We start from the raw sequence: 25932 nt of genomic DNA, 5'->3' as shown, positions 1-25932 counted from the left end.
CCGGCTACAGTAAGCTCTTTGTCGAAAGGCTCTGTGCATGACTTTTTTGCGCCCCACCCTGCTGACGCTGGCTTGCCTGCTGGCCTCCCCAGGCTTCGCTGACGACCTGCCGTCGCTTGGCGACGCCAGCTCTGCCATTGTCTCGCCGCAACAGGAATATCAACTGGGCCGTGCCTGGCTGGCCTACCTGCGCGGGCAGGTTTCCCAGCTGAACGACACGCAGCTCAAGGATTACGTCGAAACCAGCGTGTACAAACTGGTGGAGACCAGCCAGGTCAATGACCGGCGCCTGGAGTTCATCCTGATCAACAGCCCGCAACTCAACGCCTTTGCCGCGCCGGGCGGTATCGTGGGCGTGAACGGCGGCCTGTTCCTCAATGCCCAGACCGAAGGGGAATACGCCTCGGTACTGGCCCATGAATTGGCGCACTTGTCCCAACGTCACTTCGCCCGTGGCGTTGAAGCGCAACAACGCATGCAGATCCCGATGATGGCAGCCCTGCTCGGCGGCATCATTGCGGCGGCCGCAGGTGCCGGCGATGCTGGTATTGCGGCGATTGCCGGCACTCAGGCCGCCGCGATCCAGGAACAGCGCCGCTTCTCTCGGCAGAATGAACAGGAGGCGGACCGCATCGGCATCGTCAACCTGGAAAAGGCCGGCTACGACCCTCGCTCAATGCCCACCATGTTCGAGCGCCTGGGGCGTCAATACCGCTTCGACGCCAAGCCACCGGAGTTCCTGCTGACGCACCCGGTCACCGAATCGCGGATCGCCGACACCCGTAACCGCGCCGAACAGGCCAAGCCCGGCGGCAAGGAAGACAGCCTGCGCTATCAACTCATTCGCGCACGGGTGCAGTTGCAATATGAGGACACGTCAGGACTTGCCGCCAAGCGATTCCAGGCGCAACTGGACGAGAACCCGAAAAACGATGTGGCGCGCTACGGCCTGGCCATCGCCCAGATCAAAGCCTCGCAGTTCAAGCAGGCACGGGACAGCCTGCAACCGTTGCTGGCCAAGGCGCCCAACGACATCACCTACAACCTGGCGCAAATTCAGCTGGATATCGATAACAACCATCTACCCGATGCCCAGCAACGCACCGATCGGATGCTGACCCAGTACCCAGGCAACTATCCGCTGAATCAGATGCGAGTAGACCTGCTGCTCAAGCAAAATCGCACCGCCGACGCGGAAAAGGCATTGGATGGCCTGCTCAAGTCCCGTCCGGATGATCCGGATGTGTGGTATCAGGTTGCCGAAACGCGAGGTTTGTCCGGCAACATCATCGGCTTGCATCAAGCCCGCGCCGAGTACTTCGCGCTGGTGGGTGATTTCCAGCAGGCGATCCAACAACTGGATTTCGCCAAACGCCGCGCCGGCAGCAACTTCCCGCTGTCGTCACGCATCGATGCACGCCAGCGCGAGCTGATCGAGCAGGAACGCCTGGTCAAAGGGATGATGGGCTAAACCCATCACCCACAAAAAAGCCCCGCCCTCGTTTAACGAAGGCGGGGCTTTTTATTGGACCTGACGGTTACTCAGCCAGTTTGAAGGTGATGAAGCTGGCACGCCCCTCACGCAACACACGCATCGACACCGAACGGTTCTTCGGCAACGCCTTGGCGATGTCGGTGAACTGCTTGGTGGTCTCAATCGCCTGATTGTTCAGGTGGGTGATCACGTCGCCCGGCTGCAGGCCGATCAAGGCGGCAGGACCGTCCTGCACTTCCTTGATCACGACACCGCTCTTGAGGTCGAACGTCTTCTTCTGCTCGTCGGTCAACTCGGCCACGGCGACGCCCAGGCGGTTGCTGCTGCGCTCTGCGCCCGGCTTGGTGTTACCCAAAGCGTCCAGGGTCGCGCCTTCTTCAGGAATGGCACCGACGGTGAGCTCCACATTCTGGCGCTTGCCGTCACGGATCACTTCCAGCTTGGCTTTGCTGCCCGCCTTGAGCGCACCGACCAGGTGTGGCAGGTCTGCCGACATGATGATCGGCTGGCCGTTCATGCTCAGGATCACGTCACCTACCTGCAGGCCGCCCTTGGCAGCCGGACCGCCGTCCTGGATCTGCGCAACCAAGGCGCCGGCCGGCTTGTCGAGGCCGAAGGACTCAGCGAGATCCTTGTTCACTTCCTGGATCACTACACCCAACCAGCCACGGCTGACTTTGCCACCGCTTTTGAGCTGATTGGAAACGTCCATGGCCACGTCGATCGGGATAGCGAACGACACGCCCATGAAACCACCGGAGCGGGTGTAGATCTGCGAGTTGATGCCCACCACTTCGCCCGCCAGGTTAAACAGCGGACCACCGGAGTTGCCCGGGTTGATCGGCACGTCGGTCTGGATAAACGGCACGTAGTTTTCATTGGGCAGGCTGCGACCGATGGCGCTGACAATGCCCTGGGTCACGGTGTGGTCAAAACCAAACGGCGATCCGATGGCGACGACCCATTGACCGGCTTTCAAGTCCTGGGACTTGCCCAGCTTCAGCACCGGCAAGTCCTTGCCTTCGATTTTCAACAACGCCACATCGGAACGCGGGTCAGTGCCCACCAGCTTGGCTTTCAGCTCACTGCGGTCGGCCAGGCGCACCAGGATCTCGTCGGCGTCGGCAATCACGTGATTGTTGGTCAGGATGTAGCCATCCGGTGAAATGATGAAGCCCGAGCCCAGGGACTGCGCTTCACGCTGACCACCACCGCCGCCACGAGGGGCACGCGGTTGAGGCATGCCTCGTTCGAAGAACTCGCGCAGCATCGGCGGCAAGCCTTCGAGGTCTGGCATCTGCTGGTTCGAGACTTTGCGATCCGGCAGCTTTTGCGTGGTACTGATGTTCACCACGGCAGGCGAGGCTTGCTCAACCAGTTGAGTAAAGTCAGGCAATTCGACCGCTTGTGCGGTCACAGCCTGGCCCAGTACCAGTACCGTGGCGACTATGGATAGGTAGTATTTCAAACGTGGTATCGACATACAGCTCCCGTTACGACGAGCAGGGTTGAGCGACAGGGTTCAGGAAACGCCGGAAACTGCGACCGACGTCTTTGTTCCGCGAACAAGACAAGGCCAGAGCCGACAAGCCCTGACCTATAAAAAACATGAGAGGTTTTTGCAAGTGAAAATGCTGATCCAGACATTTCATGCTCTCGGTAGCCTGATTGGCGTAGAGCCACGGTGAAAGAGCAGGATGAACATAGGATTAACACCTCACGGTTTGGTGGGTGCCTTTTTTTCGCCGCGCACCGACAGCGCGATGCGTTCAGCGGTCCCGATAGGAATTTCGCCCACCACCGTCACCATCATTTCGCCATCCACCGTGTTCAAACGACGGGACACCGCCACCGTCGGGCCCAGTTGCGTGCGAGTTTCGGTCACGCTCACATCACTGATGGGCTCAAGAAACACCGAGAATCGAGCCAATCCATCTTCATACATCAGGCTGTCGACTGTCGTTTTGGTGTGGATGTCTTTACGGGCACTGCTGTTGGTCAACTGAAACCCCGGCGGCAGCCATTCCAGATGCCAGGTCTCGGCGGGCTCAACTGCTGGTGCCTGGCTGTCGGCCACGGAAATAGGTACGCATTCCTTGCTGGGCAGCAAGTCGCGATCATCAGGCACCGTAGACGTGTTCAAACGTGTGAACTGGAAACGCTCCAGCAACTGCCCCTGATCATTGAGCAACAGGGATTTGAGCGGCAGCGCGGTGTCACGATCCAGATGCAGCTCAAAACCATAACGGTATTGATCGCGCGGCGTGATCGACACAATGACCGCATTACGACCGGCCACGCGGGACTTGCCGATGACGGCCAGTTCATAGAATTGATTGAGTTTTTGTGGGTCAAGCACACGTGAGGAGTCGTTACGCGAATTGCCCAAGCCGGCCACGAGGGTGCCGCTGACGCATTGAGTTCGGCCATCGACCCGCACGACTTCCTGGGCAGATCCATCAAGCTGCAAAAGCGCTCGCGGACTTGACCATTCTGGACGCGATGCCAGATGTCATGGGTAGAAAAACTACCACTACGCTCGTAGACGAACGTGCCTTGAAAGCTTTGCTGCTGCTCTGCTCGCCCAAGCCTTGTCAGCCAGTCTTGGGCTTCGTCGGCATGGGCGGGGAGTGCAAACCAGCCACTGAGCAAAAGCGTAAGGAGCGATATGGCGCGCATAGAGCCCCTTAACGGATCAACGGTTTTCCAGGCTTGCAGCACGTGCGTATGGCAGAGCGCTTTCAGTGCCTTTCAAAGCCGATTCCTGTGCATGTTGGCGCAGGTAGCCTGGAAGACGCTGGTCCTGCCACCCGGATTGCCCTTGCAACACACCGTTAGCCATAGGGCCGGTGGTGTCGGAGCTTTCCTTGTAGCCGGCCAAGACCGCTGGGCCTTTGACTTGCGGGCCGGCCATGACCGGTTGCTGAGTCTGCTGGGCCAGTTCGGCACCGGCTATTTCATCCTGGTTGTACAGGCGAACACCGGCCAATACGGCAACAGTCACCGAGGCAGCGACCGCCAGACGACCCAGGCTACGCCATGGACCACGAGCAGCTTTTGCCGGAACGGCTTCATCAGCCAGTGCAGCAGAAACGGCCGCAGCAATATCCAGACGAGGGATTAGAAGATCCTTGTGCATCACCGCCCGAGCGACTTGGTAACGAGACCAGGTATCACGGGTTTCGGCATCATCAAATGCATTGAGCACTCGACGAAGTTCCAGTTCATCCGCTTCGTTATCCATCACTGCGGACAGCGATTCCTGCAGGGCATCACGACTCATGGCGGTTCCTCTCTTGGCTGTCGCCGCTGTCTCTAGTTTTCCTGCAACAACGGTTGCAAGGCTTTATCGATGGCTTCCCGGGCCCGGAAAATCCGTGACCTTACAGTCCCCACCGGACACTGCATGACGCTCGCAATGTCTTCGTAACTCAGACCATCGAATTCACGTAAAGTTAACGCCGTACGCAAATCTTCTGGCAGTTGCTGAATCGTGCGATGAACGGTGCCTTCGATCTCGTCGCGCAGCAATGCACGCTCCGGCGACTCGAGATCTTTGAGGCCGTGGTCTCCATCGTAAAATTCAGCGTCTTCTGAACTTACATCGCTATCCGGTGGGCGGCGTCCGCGTGACACCAGATAGTTCTTCGCCGTGTTGATGGCGATGCGGTACAGCCACGTGTAAAACGCACTGTCACCGCGGAAATTGCCCAGTGCACGGTACGCCTTGATAAAGGCTTCCTGTGCAACGTCCTGCGCTTCATGGGTGTCGTGCACGAACCGCACGATCAACCCGAGAATTTTGTGCTGGTATTTCAGCACTAGCAGATCAAATGCTCGCTTGTCGCCGCGTTGTACGCGCTCGACCAGCTGCTGATCCTCTTCCTGGGTTAGCATGAACACTCCTCGTTGTACTTGAAGGAGGCTTGCATAACTAAACGATCAGGCTTGCAAACATAGACTCGGACTTTTCGCAAAAGTTCTCCCCCCTCAAGCAAGTTTCCGGCATGCACTGATTTGGCACACACGAAAAACGCAGCGCGGGCAACGCCGGCTGCGCGAATAATCTTGTCGCCGGTTTCTGACGCGTCCAATGCTCCCGACGGGCCAATAAACTCAACATTTCCCAGCTTTCAGGCAACCTGCTATTGAGTCGGGGCTCATGCAAAAAGTTCCCGCTTCAATAACCAGTCGATTTACCCAAGCTGCGCACCGTAATCTCACATTGCCACGAATGCACGGCTATTGTGCCGCTCCCCCCCTCTATATACTAGTGGCCCGTGTGACCCTTTGATTCGCCGATCCAGGCGTCCTGTTTGCGCCACCCCTTCGGATCGCTTTTTGCGGAATCCTCCAAATGAGCCAACAGTTTCAACACGATGTTTTGGTGATCGGCAGCGGCGCAGCCGGCTTGAGTCTTGCGCTGACGCTGCCCGGCCACCTGCGCATTGCAGTATTGAGCAAAGGCGACCTGGCCAATGGCTCGACCTTCTGGGCGCAAGGCGGGGTCGCCGCCGTGCTGGACGACACCGACACGGTGCAATCCCACGTTGAAGACACCCTCAACGCCGGCGGTGGCCTGTGCAACGAGGACGCGGTGCGCTTTACCGTCGAGCATAGTCGCGAGGCGATCCAATGGCTGATCGACCAAGGCGTGCCATTCACCCGCGATGAACACGCGAGCGCTGACGACGGCGGTTTCGAATTTCACCTGACGCGTGAGGGCGGCCACAGCCATCGCCGTATCATCCATGCCGCCGACGCCACTGGCGCGGCGATTTTCAAGACCCTGCTCGACCAGGCTCGCCAACGCCCCAACATCGAATTACTGGAACAGCGCGTTGCGGTCGACCTGATCACCGAAAAACGCCTGGGCCTGCCGGGCGAACGCTGCCTCGGCGCCTACGTGCTCAACCGCATCAGCGGCGAAGTCGACACCTACGGCGCCCGCTTCACTATTCTGGCCTCGGGTGGCGCGGCCAAGGTCTACCTCTATACCAGCAACCCCGACGGCGCCTGCGGCGATGGCATCGCCATGGCCTGGCGCTCGGGCTGCCGGGTGGCCAACCTGGAGTTCAACCAGTTCCACCCCACCTGCCTGTATCACCCGCAGGCCAAGAGTTTCCTGATCACTGAAGCGCTGCGAGGCGAAGGTGCGCACCTGAAACTGCCAAATGGCGAACGCTTCATGCAGCGCTTCGACCCGCGCGCCGAACTGGCTCCGCGCGATATCGTCGCCCGCGCCATCGACCATGAAATGAAGCGCCTGGGTATCGACTGTGTGTACCTGGACATCAGCCACAAACCCGAAGCCTTCATCAAGACCCACTTCCCCACGGTCTACGAGCGCTGCCTGACCTTCAATATCGATATCACCAAAGGCCCGATCCCCGTGGTGCCGGCCGCGCACTACACCTGCGGCGGCGTGGTGGTCGATCAGCACGGCCGCACCGATGTGCCGGGCCTGTACGCAATTGGCGAAACCAGCTTCACCGGCCTGCACGGTGCCAATCGCATGGCCAGCAACTCGCTGCTTGAATGTTTCGTCTACGCCCGCTCGGCCGCGGCGGATATTCTCGAACAACTGCCGCACATCCCGTGCCGGCCGCCCTGCCCCGCTGGGACGCCAGCCAAGTGACCGACTCGGACGAAGACGTGATCATCGCCCACAACTGGGATGAGCTGCGGCGCTTCATGTGGGACTACGTCGGGATTGTGCGTACCAACAAGCGCCTGCAGCGCGCCCAGCACCGGGTCCGCTTGCTGCTGGATGAAATCGACGAGTTCTACAGCAACTACAAAGTCAGCCGCGACCTGATCGAGCTGCGCAACCTGGCCCAGGTGGCCGAGCTGATGATCCGCTCGGCCATGGAACGCAAGGAAAGCCGGGGCCTGCATTACACCCTCGACTACCCGCAGATGCTGCCCGAAGCACGCGACACTATTCTGGTGCCAACCACCTACGCCGGCTGAACTTCAGGCGTACCCGCAGGCGCCGGTGCAGATCGGCGACCTGTGCGTCGCAAGGTACGCAGATCGAGCGCACGCGCCATTCGCCCGGCACTCGATAGCGCAGCACCACAATCAGCGGCAACGCCAGGCTGTCAGGGCGCAACTGCACGCCGTGCCAGCCGCGCTCAGCGCTGAACAGCTGCCAGCCCGCCTCATCACGGCGCAGGCCACGAATCGATGAACGATGCGTCAGCAGGACATGCCGTGGCAACACCCAGGCGGCATGCGCCAGGCACACCAGCACACCCAGGCTTGAGAACGGCACCTCGATAAACAGCCACGCGCCCAGCGCAAACAACTGGGCAATCAGATACGCCACCAGCAGCAGCCGCGAGGCCTGCCAGCGGCATTCAAAATGATTACTTGGGCTGGACACGATCCAGGATCATCCGAACCATGCGCTGCAGCTCCGGGTCTTCAGACTCGGCACGCTCCATGAACCAGCCGAACATGTCCTGGTCTTCACATTCCAGCAGCCGAACATAAAGGTCGCGATCCACTTTATTGAGCGTCGCGTATACCTCTTTGGTGAAAGGCACCAACAACACGTCCAGCTCCAGCATGCCACGACGGCTGTGCCAGTAGAGGCGATTGATTTCTACTTCTTCGACCATGGAACGCTCCTCAAATAGCGCGCCAGTATACAGGCCCGACTGCGAGGGAACACTCGGCTTTGGTCGCCCCATCTGGAAACTATCCATTTGCCGGGCGCCCCTCTATGATGCACCCATGACTTTTTGACCTGCGATGACCCATGGCCGACTCTGCTTTCTTCTGCCCCCTGTCCCACGAAGGCGTTCTCGCCGTCCGCGGCGCCGACGCTGCCAAGTTCCTGCAGGGCCAACTGACCTGCAATCTCAATTACCTGAGCGATACCCAGGCCAGCCTCGGTGCGCGCTGCACGCAAAAAGGCCGCATGCAGTCGAGCTTTCGCATCGTATTGCAAGGTGACGGTGTGTTGCTGGCCATGGCCAGCGAGCTGCTGGACCCCCAACTGGCTGACCTGAAAAAGTATGCCGTGTTCTCCAAATCCAAACTCACCGACGAAAGCGCCGCCTGGGTGCGTTTCGGTGTAGCCAATGGCGATCACCTGCTCACCGGGCTTGGCCTTGGGCTACCCGCCGAGACGGACAGCGTCGCCCGCGCCGAACACCTGATCGCCATTCGTGTCTCCCCCGGCCGCGCGGAACTCTGGGTACCTGCCGAAAGCGCCGACACCGTGCGCAGCCAGTTGGCCGCACACTTGGACGAAGCGCCTCTGAATGACTGGTTGCTGGGCCAGATCCGCGCCGGCATCGGCCAGGTCATGCCACAGACCCGCGAACTGTTCATCCCGCAGATGCTCAACCTGCAAGCCGTGGGCGGCGTCAGCTTCAAGAAGGGTTGCTACACAGGCCAGGAAATCGTCGCGCGCATGCAGTACCTGGGCAAACTCAAGCGCCGCCTGTATCGCTTGAAACTCGATGCTGCCCAGATGCCCGAGCCAGGTACGCCGTTGTTTTCCCCCAGCCATAACAGTGCAATCGGCGAAGTGGTGATTGCCGCAAAAGCTGACCTGTCGATTGAACTTCTGGCGGTCTTGCAGGCCGAAGCAGCCGATAGTGGCGATGTGTACCTAGGCACACTCGAAGGTCCCGGCCTGCAACTGCTTGAACTGCCTTATACACTCGACCGCGATCGAGAGATCCAGCGTTAATCGCCGTACCTTTTTTGCAACACCCTAGAGAACATGAATGAACAAGCTGGAGGAAAGAGTCCAACAGGCTTTGGTCAAGGCCATCGACAACGATGACCTGGTTCTGCCGACATTGCCGGAGGTGGCCCTGAACATCCGTCAGGCCGCCGAGAACCCGGAAATCAGCATCAGCCATTTGAGCAAAGTGATCGGTCGCGACACCGCGCTGTCTGCGCGCCTGATCAAAGTGGTCAACAGCCCGCTGCTGCGTGCGACCCAGGAAGTCACCGACCTGCACACCGCCATCACGCGGCTGGGCACCAACTACAGCAGCAACCTGGCCATCGGCCTGGTCATGGAGCAGATCTTCCATGCCCGCTCCGAAACCGTCGAACAAAAAATGCGCGATGTGTGGCGCCGCAGCCTGGAGGTGGCGGGCGTCAGTTACGCCCTGTGCCGCAGCCACAGCCAGCTCAAGCCGGACCAGGCAGCGTTGGGCGGCCTGGTGCATCAGATTGGCGTGCTGCCGATCCTCACCTACGCCGAAGACCATTACGAACTGCTCTCAGACCCGGTCAGCCTCAACCATGTGATCGACAGCATCCACCCGGTGCTGGGTGACAAACTGCTCAGTGGCTGGGACTTTCCGGAAATGCTGGCCAAACTGCCGGGCCAGTACCTGAACCTGGAGCGCGACTCCGCCAGCCTCGACTATATCGACCTGGTACAGATCGCCATGCTGTATTGCCATCGCGGCACAGAGCACCCGCTGGCAAGAGTGGATGTCTCAAGCGTGCCGGCGATGAAGAAACTGCAAATTGATCCCTACAGCGAGAAGCTGCGCATCGAGCTGGATGAAGCACGCTCGATGTTTTATTGATCAACCGGCGATAAAACTCACCCGCACCTTCAACCCCGCCCGCTCGCCATCGTGCAGGCTGATCTGCGCCAGGTGCGCCCGACAGATTTCACCGACAATCGCCAGCCCCAGGCCAGTGCCCATGCCTTGCTGGCTGCGCCGATAGAAGCGCTCGAACACCCGGTCGCGTTCGTCCGCCGGAATACCCGGCCCGTCATCTTCCACTTCCAGCACCGCCGGCGCCGTTACTCGCAGAATCACGTTGCCGCCGGGCGGCGTGTGCGCCAGAGCGTTGTCCACCAAGTTACTCAGCAACTCGTTAAGCAGCGTCGGCTCGCCGCGCAGCCATACCGGCTCGTCAGCCTCCAGCGCCAACGCCACGCCGCGCGCATGCGCCAGGGGCGCCATGGCCATGCCTAGCTCCCGCGCCAGTTGGCTGAGGTCGAGCAACTGCGCGCCCCCCTCGGCAATGGCCCGCGCACCGTTTTCGATGCGGGCCAGGGACAGCAATTGGTTGGCCAGGTGGGTCAGCCGATCAGTGCCTTGGGCGGCAGTTTCCAGAGTGCTGCGCCACGTGACGGGGTCTTCAGCGCGCAAGCCCAGCTCCAGCCGAGCCTTGAGCGCGGCCAACGGCGTGCGCAACTCATGGGCGGCATCGGCAATAAACTGCGCCTGGCGCTCGAACTGGCCGCGCAGGCGTTCGGTGAAGTGATTGAGGGAACGCACCAACGGCCCGAATTCATGCTGCACCTCCACCAGAGGCAACGGCCGCAGGTCGTCGGGCTGGCGTTCTTCCACCGCTGTGCGCAGGCGCTCCAGCGGGCGCAGCGCAGCACTCACGGCAAACCACACCAGCAACAACGCGCCGATGGCGAGCATGCCCAGGCGCAGCAAGGTGTCAGCCATCAGGCTGCGGGCCATGCTCACCCGCGCTTCATCGGTTTCGGCCACGCGGATCTCCGCCATGCCGTTCATATTCGGTTCGGAAACGGCCTTCAGCAAGCTCACTACCCGCACTTGCTGGCCCTGATACTTGGCGTTGTAAAACCGCGCCAGCGCCGGATAGTCATCGGTTCGCGGCGTGCCGGGCGGTGGGCCCGGCAGGTTTTCGTAGCCAGAGATCAGCTTTTGGTGGATGTCATTGACCTGGTAATAGATCCGCCCGGCGCTGTCGTAGGCGAAGGTGTCCAGGGCCACATAGGGCACGTTGGCGCTGAGGGTACCGTCCACCTGGGTCAGGCCCGCGGCAATGGTCCGCGCCGAGGCCAGCAGGGTGCGGTCATAGGCGGTGTCGGCGGCTTCGCGACCGTTCCAATAGGCACTCATGCCGCTGGCCAGCATCAACAACACCAGCAGCAGCGCCAGGTTCCACAGCAGGCGCCAGCGCAGGCTGCTGGGCTTATGCATCGCGGGCTTCCAGCAGGTAGCCGAGGCCGCGGAAGGTCACGATGGCGATGGGCTGGCCGTCGAGTTTCTTGCGCAGGCGGTGCACGTAGATTTCGATGGCGTCCGGGCTGGCCTCTTCGTCCAGGCCGAACACCTGAGAGGCGAGCTGCTCCTTGCTCATCACGCGGCCTGGGCGGGCGATCAAGGCCTCCAGTACGGCTTGCTCGCGGGAGGTCAGCGTCATCAACTCGCCGCCCACGGTGAACCGTCGCGTGTCGAGGTCGTATACCAGCACACCGCAGGTCTGTTGGCGCTCGCCGCCCAGTACGCTGCGGCGCAGCAGCGCCTTGACCCGCGCCTCCAGTTCCGTCAACTCGAACGGCTTGGCCAGGTAGTCATCGGCGCCCAGGTTCAGGCCATGCACGCGATCTTTCACGTCACTGCGCGCGGTCAGCATCAACACCGGCAGATTTTTCCCACGCGCCCGCAGGCGCGCCAGCACCTCGAAACCATCCATGCGCGGCAGGCCCACATCGAGGATGGCGACCGCGTAATCCTCACTGCTCAAGGCCAGGTCCGCGGCCACGCCATCGTGCCAGCACGTCAACGGTCAACCCCGTGCTCTTGAGCGCCTGGGCGACACTTTCGGCGAGCTGCAGGTGGTCTTCAACCAAGAGGACACGCATGGATTTCTACCTCGTTCGGGGGTGGTCGGCGCCACGCTTTGCCGGGCAGTTTACAGGCGCCACCTGGCCTGTGAAGCCCGAAAACATTGAAAGGCGATTGAAAGGTTAGTGAAAGCTTCGCCCTTTAGCATCCAGACACGGTAGACCCTGCCTGCCCAGCTACCTCAACCGTAGCGCCCGAAAAACGCCTCGATGCGTTTTCGTCAAAATAAGAACAATAACGGAGTGCACCACGATGCTGTCGACACAGCCCCAGGCTTGTCCGCCTGTTCGTTTTTCCCGCCTGACCCAAACCGCCTTCGCCAGTGCCGCCGCCCTTGCCGGCTTTTCGCCGCTTAGCCAGGCTGCCTTCTTCGAAGACAGTAGCGCGACCCTGGAAACCCGCAACATGTACTTCAACCGCGACTTTCGCGACGGCACCAGTGCCCAGCAATCCAAGCGCGACGAATGGGCTCAGGGCTTCATGCTCAACCTGCAATCGGGCTACACCGAAGGCACCGTCGGTTTTGGCGTGGATGCGCTGGGCATGCTCGGCGTCAAGCTCGACTCCAGCCCCGACCGCACCGGCACCGGCCTGCTGCCCACCCACGACGATGGCCGCGCCGCCGACGAATACTCCAAGCTGGGGTTGACCGGCAAAGTGAAAATCTCCGCCACCGAGCTGAAAATCGGCTCGCTGATGCCTGAACTGCCGATTCTCAAGCCCAACGACGGGCGCATTCTGCCGCAGACGTTCAATGGTGGCCTGCTGACCTCCAAGGAGTTCAAAAACCTGACGTTCACCGGCGGCCGCCTGGACAAGGCCAAGGACCGCGACGACAGCAATTACGAAGACATCGCGCTCAACAACAAGAACAGCCGTTTTCTCAGCGGTGCCACTGGCAAGCACTTCAACTTCGGTGGCGTGGACTACAAGTTCGCCGACAAGATCACCGGCAGCTACCACTTCGCCCAGCTCGACGACGTGTACCGCCAGCACTTCCTCGGCCTGGTCGCCGCGCGCCCGATGGGCCCCGGCACCTTCGCCGCCGACCTGCGCCTGGCCATCAGCGATGACACCGGCGCGGCCCGTGGCGGCAAGATCGACAACACCTCCCTCAACGGCCTGTTCAGCTATGCCCTCAATGGCCACAAGCTCAGCGCCGGCTACCAGCACATGTCCGGCGACAGCGCCTTCCCGTATGTGGATGGCAGCGACCCGTACCTGGTCAACTTCGTGCAGATCAACGACTTTGCCGGCGCCGAGGAGCGCTCTTGGCAGGCGCGCTACGACTACGACTTCGCCAAGCTGGGCATTCCGGGCCTGAGCTTCATGAGCCGTTACCTGTCGGGTGACAACATCAAGCTCAAGAACGGCGACACCGGCAAAGAGTGGGAGCGCAACACCGAGATCAAGTACGTGGTGCAAACCGGTACGTTCAAGGACGTGGCCGTGCGCCTGCGCAATGCCACGTACCGCTCCAACTATTCGGCCCGTGATGCGGACGAAATGCGTGTGCTGGTCAGCTACAGCGTCGCCCTCTGGTAAATAGACCCAATAACAACAACGATGGAGATCACCATGACCCCTTCACTGCGTAAATTGGCCCTCGCCGCCGGCTGCATGCTGTTCGCCGGCCAACTGCTGGCCGCCGATGAGCCCAAGCGCCCGGAATGCATTGCCCCGGCCTCCCCCGGCGGTGGTTTTGACCTGACCTGCAAACTGGCGCAAAGCGCGCTGGTCAACGAGAAGTTGCTGAGCAAACCAATGCGCGTGACCTACATGCCCGGCGGCGTGGGCGCGGTGGCCTACAACGCGGTGGTGGCGCAGCGCCCTGCGGATGGCGGCACCCTGGTGGCGTGGTCCAGCGGTTCGCTGTTGAATCTGGCCCAGGGCAAATTCGGACGTTTCGACGAAAGCGCCGTGCGTTGGTTGGCGGCGGTCGGCACCAGCTACGGCGCCATCGCGGTGAAAAGCGATTCGCCTTACAAGACCCTCGACGACCTGGTACAGGCCCTGAAGAAAGATCCGAGCAAAGTTGTGATCGGTTCCGGCGGCACCGTCGGCAGCCAGGACTGGATGCAAACCGCACTGATCGCCAAGGCGGCCGGGATCAACCCGCGTGACTTGCGCTACGTGGCGCTCGAAGGCGGCGGCGAAATCGCCACGGCCCTGCTGGGTGGGCATATCCAGGTGGGCAGTACCGACATCTCCGACTCCATGCCGCACATCCAGAGCGGCGACATGCGCCTGCTGGCGGTGTTCGCCGAGAAGCGCCTGGACGAGCCGGAAATGAAAGATATTCCGACCGCCAGGGAGCAAGGCTACGACATCGTCTGGCCGGTGGTGCGCGGTTTCTACCTCGGGCCAAAAGTCAGCGATGAAGACTACGCCTGGTGGAAAGCCGCTTTCGACAAACTGCTGGCCTCCGACGAGTTCGACAAGCTGCGTGACCAGCGCGAGCTGTTCCCGTTTGCCATGACCGGTCCGGAGCTGGACACCTACGTGAAGAAACAGGTGGCTGACTACAAAGTGCTGGCCAAAGAGTTCGGTCTGATCCAGTAATCGCCCCCTGTTCGCGCGCCACGTCTTTGCACAGCGAAGACGTGGCCCAGGAGTTTCCCATGCTCTTCCAACGCATTTTCGCGGCCGTGCTGTTACTGGCCTGTGCCGGACTGGCACTGATGGCTTGGCCCTATCAAGCGGCCTTTTCCTACGAACCCGTAGGCCCCAGGGCTTTCCCATTGCTGCTGCTCGGGCTGATGGGTCTGGCGCTTGTTTATATGCTGATTCGCCCGCAACCGACCAAACACACCGACGATGAACCCGCGCTGGATCGACCGACGCTGATCAAGATCGCGATCTGTGTAGCGTTGTTGCTGGTGTTTGCCGGCACTTTCGAATCCCTGGGTTTCATTCTCAGCAGCATGCTGATCGGCATTCCGATGGCACGGCTGTACGGCGGCCGCTGGTTGCCCGGTGCGGTGATCATCACCTTGATGAGCGTCGGTCTTTATCTGCTGTTCGATAAAACCATGGACGTACCGCTGCCCCTCGGTCTGCTCGACGTTCTGGAGAACTGATATGGATACTTTTGGCTATTTGGGCCAGGGTTTCGGCATCGCGCTGAGCCCCTACAATCTGGTGACCGCGCTGTGCGGCACACTGATCGGCACCGTGGTCGGCCTGTTGCCGGGCCTGGGCCCGATCAACGGCGTGGCGCTGTTGATCCCGATCGCCTTCGCCCTGGGCCTGCCGCCGGAGTCGGCACTGATCCTGCTGGCAGCGGTGTACCTGGGCTGCGAATATGGCGGCCGCATCAGCTCGATCCTGCTGAACATCCCGGGTGAAGCCTCCACCGTAATGACCACCCTCGACGGCTACCCGATGGCCCGCAAAGGCATGGCCGGCGTGGCACTGTCGTTGTCGGCCTGGAGCTCTTTCATCGGCGCGTTCATCGCCACCTGCGGCATGGTGCTGTTCGCCCCACTGCTGGCCAAATGGGCGATTGCTTTCGGCCCGGCGGAATATTTCGTACTGATGGTGTTTGCGATTGTCTGCCTGGGCGGCATGGCCGGTGACAAACCGCTGAAGACCTTTCTATCGGCGCTGATCGGCCTGTTTCTCGCGTGCGTCGGCATCGATGCCAACAGTGGCGTGTACCGTTTTACCGGTGACAACATCCACCTGACCGACGGCATCCAGTTCGTGGTGTTGGTACTGGGCCTCTTCTCGATCAGTGAAATTCTGCTGCTGTTGGAAAAAACCCATCGCGGCCAGGAAGCGGTGAAAGCCACCGGACGCATGATGTTCAACGTCAAGGAAGCCTTGTCGGTGTTGACCGTGAATATCCGTTGCGGCGTGTCAGGCTTCATCATCGGCGTCTTGCCGGGTGCCGGTGCGACCATGGCTTCGGCCGTGGCCTACATGACCGAGAAACGTATCGCGGGTGCCAGCGGCAAGTTCGGCCAAGGCGACATGCGTGGCCTGGCCGCGCCAGAAACCGCCATCGGCGCGTCGGTCTGCGGCGCCATGGTGCCGATGCTGACCCTCGGCGTACCCGGTTCGGGTACCACGGCGGTGATGATCGGCGCACTGTCGCTGTATAACATCACCCCCGGCCCGCTGCTGTTCCAACAGCAACCGGACATCGTCTGGGGCCTGATCGCGTCGTTGTTCATCGCCAACATCATGCTGGTGATCCTCAACATCCCGATGATTCGCATCTTTACGCGCATCCTCGCCGTGCCGAATTGGGCACTGGTACCGGTGATCGCCATCATCACCGCGATCGGTGTGTACGCCGTGCACGCCACCACTTTCGATCTGTTCCTGATGATCGCCATCGGCATCTTCGGCTACATCCTGCGCAAGCTCGACTTCCCGCTGTCGCCGCTGTTGCTGGGCTTTATCCTCGGCGGCCTGATGGAACAGAACCTGCGCCGGGCGCTGTCGATCTCCAACGGTGCGCTGGAAATCCTCTGGTCGAGCCCGATCACCTTTGGCGTCTGGGTGCTGACCGCGATCATGCTGTTGGTGCCGCTGCTGCGTATCTGGCGTAAACGTGCGCAACAGCGTCGTGCCCTGGCCGATGTCTGAAGTCACCTTTAAACATTGGTGGGCAACACCGCTGGTCGGCCTGGCCGGCGGTTACCTGGCCAGTCTCGTCGGCTGGCCGTTGCCGTATATGGTCGGCTCGTTGCTGGCGATCATTCTAGTGCGTTGCCTCACACCCTGGCAGTTGGCCGAGATACCCGGCGGGCGCAAATGCGGCCAATGGGTGGTGGGCATCGGCATTGGCCTGCACTTCACGCCGCTGGTGATCGAGCAGGTGATGAGCCACTTCGGTCTGATCTTCTTCGGCGCGCTGGTCACCAGCCTGTCGAGCGTGGTCGGTGTGTGGCTGATGCGCCGCAGCGGTGAGGACCGCGCCACCGCGTTTTTTTCCAGCATGCCGGGCGGTTCCGGTGAGATGGTCAACCTCGGCGCGCGCAATGGCGCAGTGCTCAGCCGTGTCGCGGCGGGCCAGAGTTTGCGGGTGCTGGTGGTGGTGCTGTGTGTGCCGGCGATCTTCAAGTATTTGCTGGGGGGCGTGCACCGCAGTTTCATCCGGCGCCGGTGAGCTGGGCCTGGCTGGCCTTGCTGTTTCCCGTCGGCGCGCTGGTGGCGTGGGGCTGGCAGCGTTTGCGTCAGCCAAACCCGTGGTTGTTCGGACCGTTGTTGGTCAGCGCCACCGCCAGTGTGGTGTGGGACCTGCACATCGGCCTGCCCGACGGCGGCAGCCAGATCGGCCAATGGCTGATCGGCAGCGGCCTGGGTTGCCACTTCAATCGTCAGTTCTTTCGCAGCGCACCGTCGTTTCTGGGGCGCACCTTGATCGGCACGGCCTTGACCATGGCGCTGGCGACGTTGGCGGCGGTGGGCTTGAGCGCCCTCACCCACCTGGACCTGCGCTCGTTGACCTTGGGCATGATGCCCGGCGGGATTGCCGAGATGAGCCTCACGGCCGAGACCCTGCAACTGTCGGTGCCATTAGTGACGGCGATGCAGGTGATGCGCTTGTTGTTTGTGTTGTTTCTGGCGGAGCCGTTGTTCCGGCACTGGAATCGCCAGCCAGAAAAATTCTAGCCCCTCAAGGCAGTTCAAATATGAGAGGGCTTGCCCCTCCCACATTTGAATGTGCCTGGCCTTAGAGCGCCGGCAACCGCCACTCAATCGGCGTCTCGCCATTCTGCTCAAGAAACTTGTTGGCGCGGCTGAAATGCCCGCAGCCCAAAAACCCGCGATACGCCGACAACGGGGACGGGTGCACCGACGTCAGTACCAGGTGCTTGGTGGCATCGATCAGCTTCTGCTTGCTCTGCGCATGGGCGCCCCACAGCAAAAATACCAAATGTGGTTGATGCGCGCTGACCACTTCGATAATCCGATCGGTAAAGAACTGCCAGCCCTTGCCCGCATGGGCATTGGCGTTGGCGCGTTCCACGGTCATGGTGGTGTTGAGCATCAACACGCCCTGGTCGGCCCAGCTTTGCAAGTAGCCGTGGTTGGGGATGTCGATGTTCAGGTCGCGCTTGAGTTCTTTATAGATATTGACCAGCGACGGCGGTGCCGGCACACCCGGTTGTACCGAGAAACACAGGCCGTGGGCCTGCCCGGGACCGTGGTAAGGGTCCTGGCCGAGGATCACCACCTTGACCTTGTCCAGCGGAGTGGAATTGAGCGCGTTGAAGATCAGCGGGCCCGGCGGGTAGATCTCTTTGCCGGCGGCATGTTCCTGGCGCAGGAATTCGCGCAGCTCACTCATGTAGGGCTTGTCGAACTCATCGCGCAGGGCGTGTTTCCAGCTGGGTTCGAGTTTGATACGGTCGCCTTCGGTCATGATCGAGTTGTCTTGTAAAAAATAATGAGGCGAACCCTAGGAAAGCCGGCCCCGGTTGTCAATTGATCTGACACACCACCGGCACTTTCCTGCCAAGCGATCATACTCATCCTTCACCTTCCCGATTGAGGTCACGATGAACCTGCACTTCGAAGAGCTGACCGGCAGCGACGGTGCCCGTGTCGGCATCGCCAGCCTCGACGCTGAAAAGTCCCTCAATGCCCTGTCCCTGCCGATGATCCTGGCCCTGGGCGACCGCCTGGATGCCTGGGCCAAAGACCCTAACATCGCCTGCGTGCTATTGCGCGGCAACGGCCCCAAGGCCTTTTGCGCCGGTGGCGAAGTGCGCAGCCTGGCCCTGGCCTGCCGCGAACAACCCGGCGAGGTGCCCGCCCTGGCCGCGCAGTTCTTCGCGGCGGAATACCGTCTCGATTACCGCCTGCATACCTTCCCCAAACCGCTGATCTGCTGGGGCCACGGTTACGTATTGGGCGGCGGCATGGGCCTGCTGCAAAGCGCCGCGGTGCGTATCGTCACGCCGAGCAGCCGCTTGGCCATGCCCGAGATCAGCATCGGCCTCTACCCGGACGTGGGTGCCAGTTGGTTCCTCTCACGCCTGCCGGGCAAACTCGGCTTGTTCCTGGGCCTCACCGGTGCCCATGTCAACGGCCGTGACGCCCTGGACCTGGGCCTGGCCGACCGCTTCCTGCGCGACGACCAACAAGACGAACTGATCGAAGGCCTGCTGCAATTGAACTGGCAGGAACAGACCGCGATGCAGCTCAACAGCCTGTTCAAGGCCATGGCCCAGGAAGCCGTCGATCAACGACCCGAGGCCCAATGGCTGCCGCGCCGGGCACAGATCGACGAGTGGCTGGACGTGGGTGACGTGCGCTCCGCCTGGCGCGCCTTGAGCCAATTGCGCGATCACGCCGACCCGCTGTTCAGCCGCGCCGGCAAGACACTCAGCGAAGGCTGCCCGCTGACCGCGCACCTGGTGTGGGAACAGATCCAGCGCGCCCGTCATTTGTCACTGGCGCAGGTGTTCCAGATGGAATACACCCTGAGCCTCAATTGCTGCCGTCACCCGGAGTTCAGCGAAGGGGTGCGTGCGCGGTTGATCGACAAGGACCAGACGCCCCGTTGGCATTGGCCGGATATTCATACGCTCCCGGATGCAGTGGTGCAGGCGCACTTCAACAAAGCCTGGGAGGGCCGGCACCCGCTGGCGGATCTGTCCGACTACTGAAACCTTGGCGCATAAAAAAGCGGCGCTTCATGCGCCGCTTTGCATTCAAGACCTGTCAACGATGGCCGCCCCGACCATGATCGCCACGATCACCACGATCGCCCCCGCGTCCATGCCCGCCGTTGCCCCAGCGATCCCCCCAGCCCTGGTTCGGATAAGGCCGGTAACCGACTCGGGGTCCCGACGGATAGTAGCGTGGTGCCGGCTGGTAATAACGCGGCGCCGAATAGTAACGTGGCGCAGGCGCGTAATAGCGCGGCGACGGGTAATAGTCCCGGCGATATTGATACGCTGAGCCACCGCCGTAGTAATAGGCCGGTGCCGGCGACGTGTAGACCTCGGAACGGTAGTAACTGCGACCTCCATCGCCTCCATCGTAATAGGGCACACAAGCTGAAAGGGTTAGACCGAGTAAAGCGCTGAGCAGCAGTCGTCGATACATGGCGGCCTCCTGGACCGCGGAAGAGCACCTCCAGCGACGCGGGAGGGCGGCATTCAGCTTTCACTGAATGACGAAATATCTGACATCAAAAACCGAATCTGGTGCGTTCTGGTAACAACTTGATACATCAATGCAGAACGTTGATTTCCCCGCACGAAGCATGCGCAGCCTATAGCGCCCAACTAACCTGCTGCTTTAACGATTAAGTAAATTTTTCTGGATCGAAACTAATCGGATTGCGATGATGTCATTATGATGCTACGCAAGACCAGGGAGGCTCTAGCGTAAGCCCTTCGCTAACCTGGCCGGATTCGATTCATGAAGATCTCAACCAAACTGCTGCTTTCATTTTTACTGTGCGCCCTGGTCACCCTCGGGGTTGGTCTTTTGGGTATCAAGGGCGTCGTGCGCCTCGCCAACGCTCTGGAAAAGACGTTTTCGAACAATTTATTGTCGGTCAGCAATACCGCCGCGACCCTCAATGGCCTGGTCGCCCATAACCGTGGTTTGTACCGATTGATGGATGCCAGCAAGGGCGATGTGCCCCAGCAGGACCGCGACCGCGTTCGCCAGGACATCGCCAACGAACTCAAACGCAGCCAGGCGGCTTTTGCCACCTACCGCGCCACCTCGTTGGAAGATGACGAACGGGCAGCGGGTGACACGCTCGACCAGATCTGGCCGGCCTACATCAGCAGCTCGGATCGCATCATGTCAATGCTGGAAAGCGGTCAGCTCGAACAGGCACGCACACAGCTCAATACCACCAACAATGAACTGTTTCGCCAGGCGCGCGAGCTGATCCGCGTGATGATCGAGTCCAACAATCGGCAGATCAAGGAAGGGGCCATCGCCGCCGATGAACTGCGCAACAGCGCATTGACCTGGATGATCAGCGGTATCGTGCTGGCGTTCATTATCGCGATCATCATTGGTGTGCTGATTACGCGGCTGATCACCCGCCCTATCGCTCAGGCGGTGCAGAGCGCACAGCGCATTGCCAAGGGCGATCTCACCCAAGCGATCATCACCGAGCGCACCGACGAAGCCGGGCAACTGCTGATGGCGCTGTCCGACATGCAGAGCGGATTGAAAAGCACCCTGATGGAAATCGCCAATGCCTCCGACCAATTGGCATCGGCCGCCGAAGAACTCAGCGCGGTCACCGATGAGAGCAGCCGTGGCCTGACCCGCCAGAACGATGAAATTCAACAAGCGGCGACCGCGGTGAACCAGATGACTGCGGCGGTGGACGAAGTCGCGAGCAACGCGGTGTCTACTTCCGAAGCCTCGCGCCAGGCCACCACCGAAGCCGAGGACGGCCGCGAGCAGGTGGCACAGGCCGTGTCCGGCATGCGTTCGATGGTGGTGGAGATCAATGAATCGACGCAATCGGTCGAGGACCTCGCCAATCAGGTCCGCGAGATCGGCAAAGTCATCGATGTGATCCGCGCCATCGCCGACCAGACCAACCTGCTGGCGCTCAACGCGGCGATTGAAGCGGCCCGCGCCGGTGAGCAAGGTCGTGGTTTTGCGGTGGTCGCCGACGAAGTGCGGGCATTGGCCCATCGCACCCAGGTGTCTACGGTCGACATCGAGAAAATGATCGGTGCCGTCCAGGTCGGTGCAGATGGCGCCGTGGCGGCGATGAACAAAAGCCTGAGCTGGGCCAACAATACCCAGAGCCTGGCGCAAAATGCCGGCGAGGCGTTGCAGCGCATCACCGCCAGCGTGGCGAAGATCAACGAGCGTAACCTGGTGATCGCGTCCGCCTCCGAGGAACAGGCTCAGGTCGCCCGTGAAGTGGACCGTAACCTACTGAACATTCAGGACCTGTCCACCCAGACTGCCGCCGGCGCCCACCAGACCAACGCCTCCAGCCAGGACCTGTCGCGCCTGGCCACCTCGTTCAACGTGCTGGTCAGCAAGTTCCAGCTGTAAGTAGCCTGTTGTGGGTTGGCGCTGTATCGTGCAGGTCCGAGTGAACCCTGCCCGATGCCGCCCGCCCCATGACCACGCCAAGCCTTTGCCCCGCCTGCGGCGCCCGTAACGACTGTACCCTGGCCGACCCGCGCACCGCCGACCAGGCCTGCTGGTGCTACAGCGTCACTATCGACCCGGCGGTGCTCCAGGCGCTGCCCGATGAGTTGCGCAACAGCGCCTGCCTGTGCCCGCGCTGCGCCCAGGTGGACGAACAGCTGCGTGGCCGCAATGCGGATTGATCGCTTCCTGAGCAACTTGCCCCGGTTCAATCGTCGGCAAGTGCGCCTCCTGTTGGTTGAACGGCGGGTGAGCGTCGATGGCGTGGCGGTCAGCGATCCGCACCACGACGTTCGTGATTTCAGTTGTGTGCGCGTGGACGATGAGGTCATTCAGGCGGGTAAACCGGCGCGTTACTTCATGTTGCATAAACCGCAGGGTTGCGTGAGTGCGACGTCGGACCCGCAGCACCCGACCGTATTGGACTTGCTGGATGAGCCGGATAAAGACGAGCTGCATATCGCCGGCCGTCTGGACTTCAACACCACCGGCCTGATGCTGATCACCAACGACGGCCAGTGGTCGCGGCGCCTCACGCAACCGACGACCAAACTGCCCAAGGTTTACCGGGTGCACACCGAGGACACTATCGGCCCCGAATACGCGCCGACGTTTGCCGCCGGCCTGTACTTCGCGTTTGAAGACCTCACCACCCAACCCGCCGAACTGGCCTTGCTGGGGCCGACGACCGCGCGCTTGAGCATCATCGAAGGTCGCTATCACCAGGTAAAGCGCATGTTCGGACACTTCAACAACAAAGTGATCGGCCTGCATCGCGAACGCATGGGGCCGCTTGAGTTGGACAGTGCGCTTGCGCCGGGTGAATATCGAGCGTTGAGTCTTGAGGAAATCAGACGGATCTGACGACCGTTCGGCCGCCGATGGCAAAAAACCATTTGTGCGACTTGCGACATCCCGAGCCTGTGCTTGACTCCCAATCAGCCGCCATGACATGACTGGCGAGTCACCTATAACCTCCAAGAAACACCTTGCCCTCGCCCGCGCTTGATCCACGGGCCTTCCAGGCAAACAGCCCGCCATAACAACACCCGTCGGCCAGCCTTCATCGGACCGGCATGGGCCCTCATCTTCCAGGCGTATGCCTACCTGTCACAAAGCTCGTGCAGAGTGTTCTGCGCGCCCTACCCGCTTGCCAGGAGTCTTACGACATGAGGCCAGAAATCGCTGTGTTGGATATACAGGGTCAGTATCGGGTTTACACGGAGTTCTATCGCGCGGACGCAGCGGCCAAGACCATTATCCTGGTCAACGGCTCGATGGCCACCACGGCCTCCTTCGCCCAAACCGTGAAAAGCCTGCACCCGCAATTCAATGTGGTTTTGTATGACCAGCCTTACGCTGGGCGTTCCAAAATCCATAACCGTCATGAGCACATGCTGACGAAAGAAGTCGAAGGCCAGGTCCTCCTGGAGCTGATCGAGCACTTCGCCGCCGAACACGTGCTGTCGTTCTCCTGGGGCGGCGCCGCACCCTGATCGCGCTCGCCCAGCGTCCGCGACGTGTAGAGAAGGCCGTGATCAGCTCGTTCTCGCCAGTGATCAACGCGCCCATGCGCGACTACTTGGAGCGCGGCGTCGATTACCTCGGCAACCTCGACCGCGACCGCGTCGGCCACTTGGTCAACAGCACCATCGGCAAGCACCTGCCTTCGCTGTTCAAGCGCTTCAATTACAAGCATGTGAGCAGCCTGGCCGAGCACGAATACGGGCAGATGCACTTCCATATCAGCCAAGTGCTCAACAGCGATCGGTTGTGCTATCTGAAGGCGGCCAAGGCCATCGACATTCCGGTGCTGTTCCTCAACGGCGAATGGGACGAATACACCAGCGCTCAGGACGCCAAGTTGTTTGGCCAGCATGTGGCCAACAGCAGCTTCAGCACCATAGCGGCGACGGGGCATTTTCTGGATATGGAGCATAAGGCGGCGTGCCGGGACAGTCGAGACGCGGTGGTGGGCTTCTTGAAGTCAGAACGGCAGGTCAGCCGATTGCGCTACAGCCAAGGCCAGACGCAGCATGCGTTTGCGATGTGAGAGGGCATGTGGCGAGGGAGCAACGGTACGAGCGCCTTCGCCGCAACCTGCACATTTTCAAAGAAAAACTTCAAATTCTGGCGAACATCTGGTACAAAGTCAGCCGCTCTGAGCGGGTATAGTTTAGTGGCAAAACGAAAGCTTCCCAAGCTTTAGTTGAGGGTTCGATTCCCTCTACCCGCTCCACTCCATTTCGCTTTCGCGTCTTGATTTTCTTGACGGGGACGCATAAAAAACGACCTGATGGTCGGTTTTTTATGGGCAAAATCTGAGTTCAGACCATTGGCCTGGTTTTTTCGGAGCAAAACCTATACAAAATTATATTTTTGTACAACCATCAAGCCTTGAACACCGGCATCCCGTCGCGTGATCAAGGAGCCCGGCCATGCCACGTCTTCTGGTTTCACTGTTGCTGCTACTCGGCCTGTGCAGCTGCACAGGCGTTGGGGTGGAACACTATGCCGACCAGCGACCGACGTTGGACCTGGAGCGCTTCTTCAGCAAACCCGTCAAGGCCTGGGGCATCTTCGAGAAGCGCTCGGGAGAAGTGGCCAAGCGCTTCGAGGTGGAGATTGCCAGCCGACGCGAAGGTAACACGCTGATTCTCGACGAACGCTTCCTGTACAGCGACGGCACGCGCCAGCAGCGTGTATGGACGCTCACCCCCGATGGCCCGGGGCGCTGGCGCGGACGGGCGGGTGATGTGGTCGGCGAAGCCCGCGGCGAGGTGGCCGGTAATGCGCTGCGTTGGCGCTATCGTCTGAACCTGCCGGTGGATGGCTCGGTGTACGAGGTGAGCTTCGACGACTGGATGTACCTGATGGACGAGGACACGATGATCAACCGTTCGAGCATGTCCAAGTTCGGCGTGGAATGGGGTCAGGTCACGTTGTTCTTTCGTCGCCAATAACGTGCGAAGCGAGGGTGAAAGATGAATGTGCAGACGCTGAGCGAACTGGCCGAAAAAGGCGAAATACAAGAGTTGCAATTGCTATCGCTGGAGGGCGGTTTCTATATTGCGCGGGTGAAGTTGGAGCACGGCGAAAAGACTCTGCTGGATCATAACGGCAAGACCCTGCGTCTGCGCTCCAGCACTCATCTACGCGACCTGTTGCAGCATGTTCCAGCGTTTCCCTGTGTGTTGGTGCAGCAGTGCGTGCATGATGAAATGTGCGGTGTGCGTGACGGGGCTATTGGTGCGCTGCGCATTCCGTTTTCGCTGGCGGCGCCCTTTTAAGATCGTTGCGTATCGGCTCCCCTTCCCCTTGGTATGGGCGGCCTGGGAAGCATTCCGGGCTGCTACTAGGCTGGCGACGATCTTGACGACGCCATGGCCATGGCCCGTGAGGCGATCGAAGGGCACTTCGAGATTCTGGCGGAAGACGGCGCGCCGATTCCAGGCGCGCAAAAAGTCACCGTGCATGCCGCCAACCCGCACTACGCCGGCTGCACCTGGGCGATCGTCGATATCGATGTCACCAAGTACCTGGGCAAGGCGCAGAAACTCAACATCACCTTGCCGGGCTATCTGTTGAACCGTATCGATGAATACGTGATGCACCACCCTGAAGAAAAAAGCCGCTCGGGTTTTCTGGCGTCGGCCGCGCTCAAGGCATTGCAACAGGACAGGTAACACCTCGCCAGCAAAATCCGACAGCAGCAAACAGCCGGTA

The 25932-nt window shown here is 60.8% G+C and carries 21 protein-coding genes, 1 tRNA gene and 6 pseudogenes; 18 read left to right on the top strand and 10 right to left on the bottom strand.

Going from position 1 to position 25932, the window contains the following annotated elements; all coding sequences use genetic code 11:
• Positions 1–37 precede the first annotated feature (37 nt).
• On the top strand, positions 38–1471 hold the full coding sequence (locus JWR98_RS10510; protein WP_205489962.1) for a M48 family metalloprotease: 1434 nt from the start codon (positions 38–40) through the stop codon (positions 1469–1471).
• Positions 1472–1538: 67 nt separating this feature from the next.
• Here the strand turns inward: JWR98_RS10510 and JWR98_RS10505 are convergent, their stop codons facing one another.
• From JWR98_RS10505 to rpoE, 4 genes and pseudogenes are all read right to left on the bottom strand, one after another.
• Positions 1539–2978, bottom strand: coding sequence for a DegQ family serine endoprotease (locus JWR98_RS10505; RefSeq protein WP_078731986.1), 1440 nt, complete (start codon positions 2976–2978; stop codon positions 1539–1541).
• A 234-nt stretch (positions 2979–3212) separates the two neighbouring features.
• Positions 3213–4174 (bottom strand): annotated as a pseudogene (locus JWR98_RS10500) (MucB/RseB C-terminal domain-containing protein).
• A 16-nt stretch (positions 4175–4190) separates the two neighbouring features.
• Positions 4191–4778, bottom strand: a complete 588-nt coding sequence (locus tag JWR98_RS10495; protein WP_003172479.1) for a sigma-E factor negative regulatory protein — start codon at positions 4776–4778, stop codon at positions 4191–4193.
• Between the two features lie 32 nt (positions 4779–4810).
• On the bottom strand, positions 4811–5392 hold the full coding sequence (rpoE, locus tag JWR98_RS10490; protein ID WP_003172477.1) for an RNA polymerase sigma factor RpoE/AlgU: 582 nt from the start codon (positions 5390–5392) through the stop codon (positions 4811–4813).
• A 460-nt stretch (positions 5393–5852) separates the two neighbouring features.
• Between rpoE and nadB the strand changes: the two are divergent.
• Positions 5853–7468 (top strand): annotated as a pseudogene (nadB, locus tag JWR98_RS10485) (L-aspartate oxidase).
• On the opposite strand, the gene JWR98_RS10480 reads toward nadB, so the two are convergent.
• The gene (locus JWR98_RS10480; RefSeq protein WP_078731983.1) at positions 7437–7883 is read right to left on the bottom strand and encodes a protein YgfX; all 447 of its coding nucleotides are present in this window, start codon (positions 7881–7883) and stop codon (positions 7437–7439) included. The pseudogene nadB and the gene JWR98_RS10480 overlap by 32 nt on opposite strands.
• Positions 7867–8121 carry an FAD assembly factor SdhE gene (locus JWR98_RS10475; protein WP_078731982.1) on the bottom strand — a complete coding sequence of 85 codons (255 nt, stop codon included), beginning with the start codon at positions 8119–8121 and terminating at the stop codon, positions 7867–7869. The genes JWR98_RS10480 and JWR98_RS10475 overlap by 17 nt, the downstream gene beginning before the upstream one ends.
• Before the next feature lie 140 nt (positions 8122–8261).
• Between JWR98_RS10475 and ygfZ the strand changes: the two genes are divergently transcribed.
• Entirely contained in the window at positions 8262–9203 is a 942-nt protein-coding gene (ygfZ, locus tag JWR98_RS10470; protein WP_205489961.1) for a CAF17-like 4Fe-4S cluster assembly/insertion protein YgfZ, read from the top strand.
• A 37-nt stretch (positions 9204–9240) separates the two neighbouring features.
• A complete protein-coding gene (locus tag JWR98_RS10465; RefSeq protein ID WP_078731980.1) occupies positions 9241–10062 on the top strand; it encodes an HDOD domain-containing protein in 822 nt (273 codons plus the stop codon).
• Here JWR98_RS10465 and JWR98_RS10460 read toward each other — a convergent pair whose 3' ends face one another.
• A complete protein-coding gene (locus tag JWR98_RS10460) occupies positions 10063–11448 on the bottom strand; it encodes a sensor histidine kinase (RefSeq protein WP_003172470.1) in 1386 nt (461 codons plus the stop codon). It lies immediately after the preceding gene.
• Positions 11441–12113 (bottom strand): annotated as a pseudogene (locus JWR98_RS10455) (response regulator). The gene JWR98_RS10460 and the pseudogene JWR98_RS10455 overlap by 8 nt, the downstream one beginning before the upstream one ends.
• A gap of 235 nt (positions 12114–12348) precedes the next feature.
• Between JWR98_RS10455 and JWR98_RS10450 the strand changes: the two are divergent.
• From JWR98_RS10450 to JWR98_RS10430, 5 genes and pseudogenes are all read left to right on the top strand, one after another.
• The gene (locus JWR98_RS10450) at positions 12349–13641 is read left to right on the top strand and encodes an OprD family porin (protein ID WP_205489960.1); all 1293 of its coding nucleotides are present in this window, start codon (positions 12349–12351) and stop codon (positions 13639–13641) included.
• A 33-nt stretch (positions 13642–13674) separates the two neighbouring features.
• On the top strand, positions 13675–14658 hold the full coding sequence (locus tag JWR98_RS10445; protein ID WP_078731979.1) for a Bug family tripartite tricarboxylate transporter substrate binding protein: 984 nt from the start codon (positions 13675–13677) through the stop codon (positions 14656–14658).
• 59 nt (positions 14659–14717) lie between these two features.
• Positions 14718–15176, top strand: coding sequence for a tripartite tricarboxylate transporter TctB family protein (locus tag JWR98_RS10440; RefSeq protein WP_078731978.1), 459 nt, complete (start codon positions 14718–14720; stop codon positions 15174–15176).
• 1 nt (position 15177) lies between these two features.
• Entirely contained in the window at positions 15178–16692 is a 1515-nt protein-coding gene (locus JWR98_RS10435; protein WP_078731977.1) for a tripartite tricarboxylate transporter permease, read from the top strand.
• Positions 16685–17721 (top strand): annotated as a pseudogene (locus JWR98_RS10430) (AbrB family transcriptional regulator). Before JWR98_RS10435 ends, JWR98_RS10430 begins: the two are co-directional and overlap by 8 nt.
• 61 nt (positions 17722–17782) lie before the next feature.
• On the opposite strand, the gene ung reads toward JWR98_RS10430, so the two are convergent.
• The gene (gene ung / locus JWR98_RS10425; protein ID WP_078731976.1) at positions 17783–18475 is read right to left on the bottom strand and encodes a uracil-DNA glycosylase; all 693 of its coding nucleotides are present in this window, start codon (positions 18473–18475) and stop codon (positions 17783–17785) included.
• A gap of 136 nt (positions 18476–18611) precedes the next feature.
• Between ung and JWR98_RS10420 the strand changes: the two genes are divergently transcribed.
• On the top strand, positions 18612–19724 hold the full coding sequence (locus JWR98_RS10420; protein WP_205489959.1) for an enoyl-CoA hydratase/isomerase family protein: 1113 nt from the start codon (positions 18612–18614) through the stop codon (positions 19722–19724).
• Between the two features lie 55 nt (positions 19725–19779).
• On the opposite strand, the gene JWR98_RS29370 is transcribed toward JWR98_RS10420, so the two are convergent.
• On the bottom strand, positions 19780–20166 hold the full coding sequence (locus tag JWR98_RS29370; RefSeq protein ID WP_078731974.1) for a hypothetical protein: 387 nt from the start codon (positions 20164–20166) through the stop codon (positions 19780–19782).
• A 318-nt stretch (positions 20167–20484) separates the two neighbouring features.
• Between JWR98_RS29370 and JWR98_RS10415 the strand changes: the two genes are divergently transcribed.
• The 8 genes and pseudogenes from JWR98_RS10415 to JWR98_RS10380 all read left to right on the top strand — a co-directional run bounded on the left by JWR98_RS10415 (position 20485) and on the right by JWR98_RS10380 (position 25892).
• Positions 20485–22107 carry a methyl-accepting chemotaxis protein gene (locus JWR98_RS10415; RefSeq protein ID WP_078731973.1) on the top strand — a complete coding sequence of 541 codons (1623 nt, stop codon included), beginning with the start codon at positions 20485–20487 and terminating at the stop codon, positions 22105–22107.
• Between the two features lie 68 nt (positions 22108–22175).
• A complete protein-coding gene (locus JWR98_RS10410; RefSeq protein ID WP_042944323.1) occupies positions 22176–22388 on the top strand; it encodes a cysteine-rich CWC family protein in 213 nt (70 codons plus the stop codon).
• Positions 22378–23070, top strand: coding sequence for a pseudouridine synthase (locus JWR98_RS10405; RefSeq protein ID WP_205489986.1), 693 nt, complete (start codon positions 22378–22380; stop codon positions 23068–23070). Before JWR98_RS10410 ends, JWR98_RS10405 begins: the two co-directional genes overlap by 11 nt.
• Before the next feature lie 305 nt (positions 23071–23375).
• Positions 23376–24259, top strand: a pseudogene (locus JWR98_RS10400) (alpha/beta fold hydrolase).
• A gap of 112 nt (positions 24260–24371) precedes the next feature.
• Positions 24372–24445: transfer RNA gene (locus JWR98_RS10395), tRNA-Gly, on the top strand.
• Positions 24446–24644: 199 nt separating this feature from the next.
• The gene (locus JWR98_RS10390) at positions 24645–25169 is read left to right on the top strand and encodes a DUF3833 domain-containing protein (protein WP_205489958.1); all 525 of its coding nucleotides are present in this window, start codon (positions 24645–24647) and stop codon (positions 25167–25169) included.
• A gap of 21 nt (positions 25170–25190) precedes the next feature.
• Entirely contained in the window at positions 25191–25496 is a 306-nt protein-coding gene (locus tag JWR98_RS10385) for a DUF6482 family protein (protein ID WP_205489957.1), read from the top strand.
• A gap of 33 nt (positions 25497–25529) precedes the next feature.
• Positions 25530–25892: pseudogene (locus tag JWR98_RS10380) on the top strand (type II toxin-antitoxin system HicB family antitoxin).
• The last annotated feature ends 40 nt before the right edge of the window (positions 25893–25932 follow it).

This window comes from Pseudomonas lactucae (assembly GCF_016937615.1).
In the GTDB taxonomy this organism is placed as follows: domain Bacteria; phylum Pseudomonadota; class Gammaproteobacteria; order Pseudomonadales; family Pseudomonadaceae; genus Aquipseudomonas; species Aquipseudomonas lactucae.
The sequence above is the reverse complement of the archived record's forward strand: the minus strand, read 5'-3'. Positions and strand labels throughout refer to the sequence as shown.

What these genes read in the sequence shown, in the direction of transcription:
- JWR98_RS10460 (WP_003172470.1), bottom strand. Translation starts at nt 11,448, where the DNA reads ATGCATAAGCCCAGCAGCCTGCGCTGGCGCCTGCTGTGGAACCTGGCG.
- JWR98_RS10445 (WP_078731979.1), top strand. Translation starts at nt 13,675, where the DNA reads ATGACCCCTTCACTGCGTAAATTGGCCCTCGCCGCCGGCTGCATGCTG.
- JWR98_RS10440 (WP_078731978.1), top strand. Translation starts at nt 14,718, where the DNA reads ATGCTCTTCCAACGCATTTTCGCGGCCGTGCTGTTACTGGCCTGTGCC.
- JWR98_RS29370 (WP_078731974.1), bottom strand. Translation starts at nt 20,166, where the DNA reads ATGTATCGACGACTGCTGCTCAGCGCTTTACTCGGTCTAACCCTTTCA.
- ygfZ (WP_205489961.1), top strand. Translation starts at nt 8,262, where the DNA reads ATGGCCGACTCTGCTTTCTTCTGCCCCCTGTCCCACGAAGGCGTTCTC.
- JWR98_RS10510 (WP_205489962.1), top strand. Translation starts at nt 38, where the DNA reads ATGACTTTTTTGCGCCCCACCCTGCTGACGCTGGCTTGCCTGCTGGCC.
- JWR98_RS10410 (WP_042944323.1), top strand. Translation starts at nt 22,176, where the DNA reads ATGACCACGCCAAGCCTTTGCCCCGCCTGCGGCGCCCGTAACGACTGT.
- JWR98_RS10465 (WP_078731980.1), top strand. Translation starts at nt 9,241, where the DNA reads ATGAACAAGCTGGAGGAAAGAGTCCAACAGGCTTTGGTCAAGGCCATC.
- JWR98_RS10450 (WP_205489960.1), top strand. Translation starts at nt 12,349, where the DNA reads ATGCTGTCGACACAGCCCCAGGCTTGTCCGCCTGTTCGTTTTTCCCGC.
- JWR98_RS10405 (WP_205489986.1), top strand. Translation starts at nt 22,378, where the DNA reads ATGCGGATTGATCGCTTCCTGAGCAACTTGCCCCGGTTCAATCGTCGG.
- JWR98_RS10475 (WP_078731982.1), bottom strand. Translation starts at nt 8,121, where the DNA reads ATGGTCGAAGAAGTAGAAATCAATCGCCTCTACTGGCACAGCCGTCGT.
- JWR98_RS10420 (WP_205489959.1), top strand. Translation starts at nt 18,612, where the DNA reads ATGAACCTGCACTTCGAAGAGCTGACCGGCAGCGACGGTGCCCGTGTC.
- JWR98_RS10495 (WP_003172479.1), bottom strand. Translation starts at nt 4,778, where the DNA reads ATGAGTCGTGATGCCCTGCAGGAATCGCTGTCCGCAGTGATGGATAAC.
- rpoE (WP_003172477.1), bottom strand. Translation starts at nt 5,392, where the DNA reads ATGCTAACCCAGGAAGAGGATCAGCAGCTGGTCGAGCGCGTACAACGC.
- JWR98_RS10390 (WP_205489958.1), top strand. Translation starts at nt 24,645, where the DNA reads ATGCCACGTCTTCTGGTTTCACTGTTGCTGCTACTCGGCCTGTGCAGC.
- JWR98_RS10505 (WP_078731986.1), bottom strand. Translation starts at nt 2,978, where the DNA reads ATGTCGATACCACGTTTGAAATACTACCTATCCATAGTCGCCACGGTA.
- JWR98_RS10435 (WP_078731977.1), top strand. Translation starts at nt 15,178, where the DNA reads ATGGATACTTTTGGCTATTTGGGCCAGGGTTTCGGCATCGCGCTGAGC.
- JWR98_RS10385 (WP_205489957.1), top strand. Translation starts at nt 25,191, where the DNA reads ATGAATGTGCAGACGCTGAGCGAACTGGCCGAAAAAGGCGAAATACAA.
- ung (WP_078731976.1), bottom strand. Translation starts at nt 18,475, where the DNA reads ATGACCGAAGGCGACCGTATCAAACTCGAACCCAGCTGGAAACACGCC.
- JWR98_RS10415 (WP_078731973.1), top strand. Translation starts at nt 20,485, where the DNA reads ATGAAGATCTCAACCAAACTGCTGCTTTCATTTTTACTGTGCGCCCTG.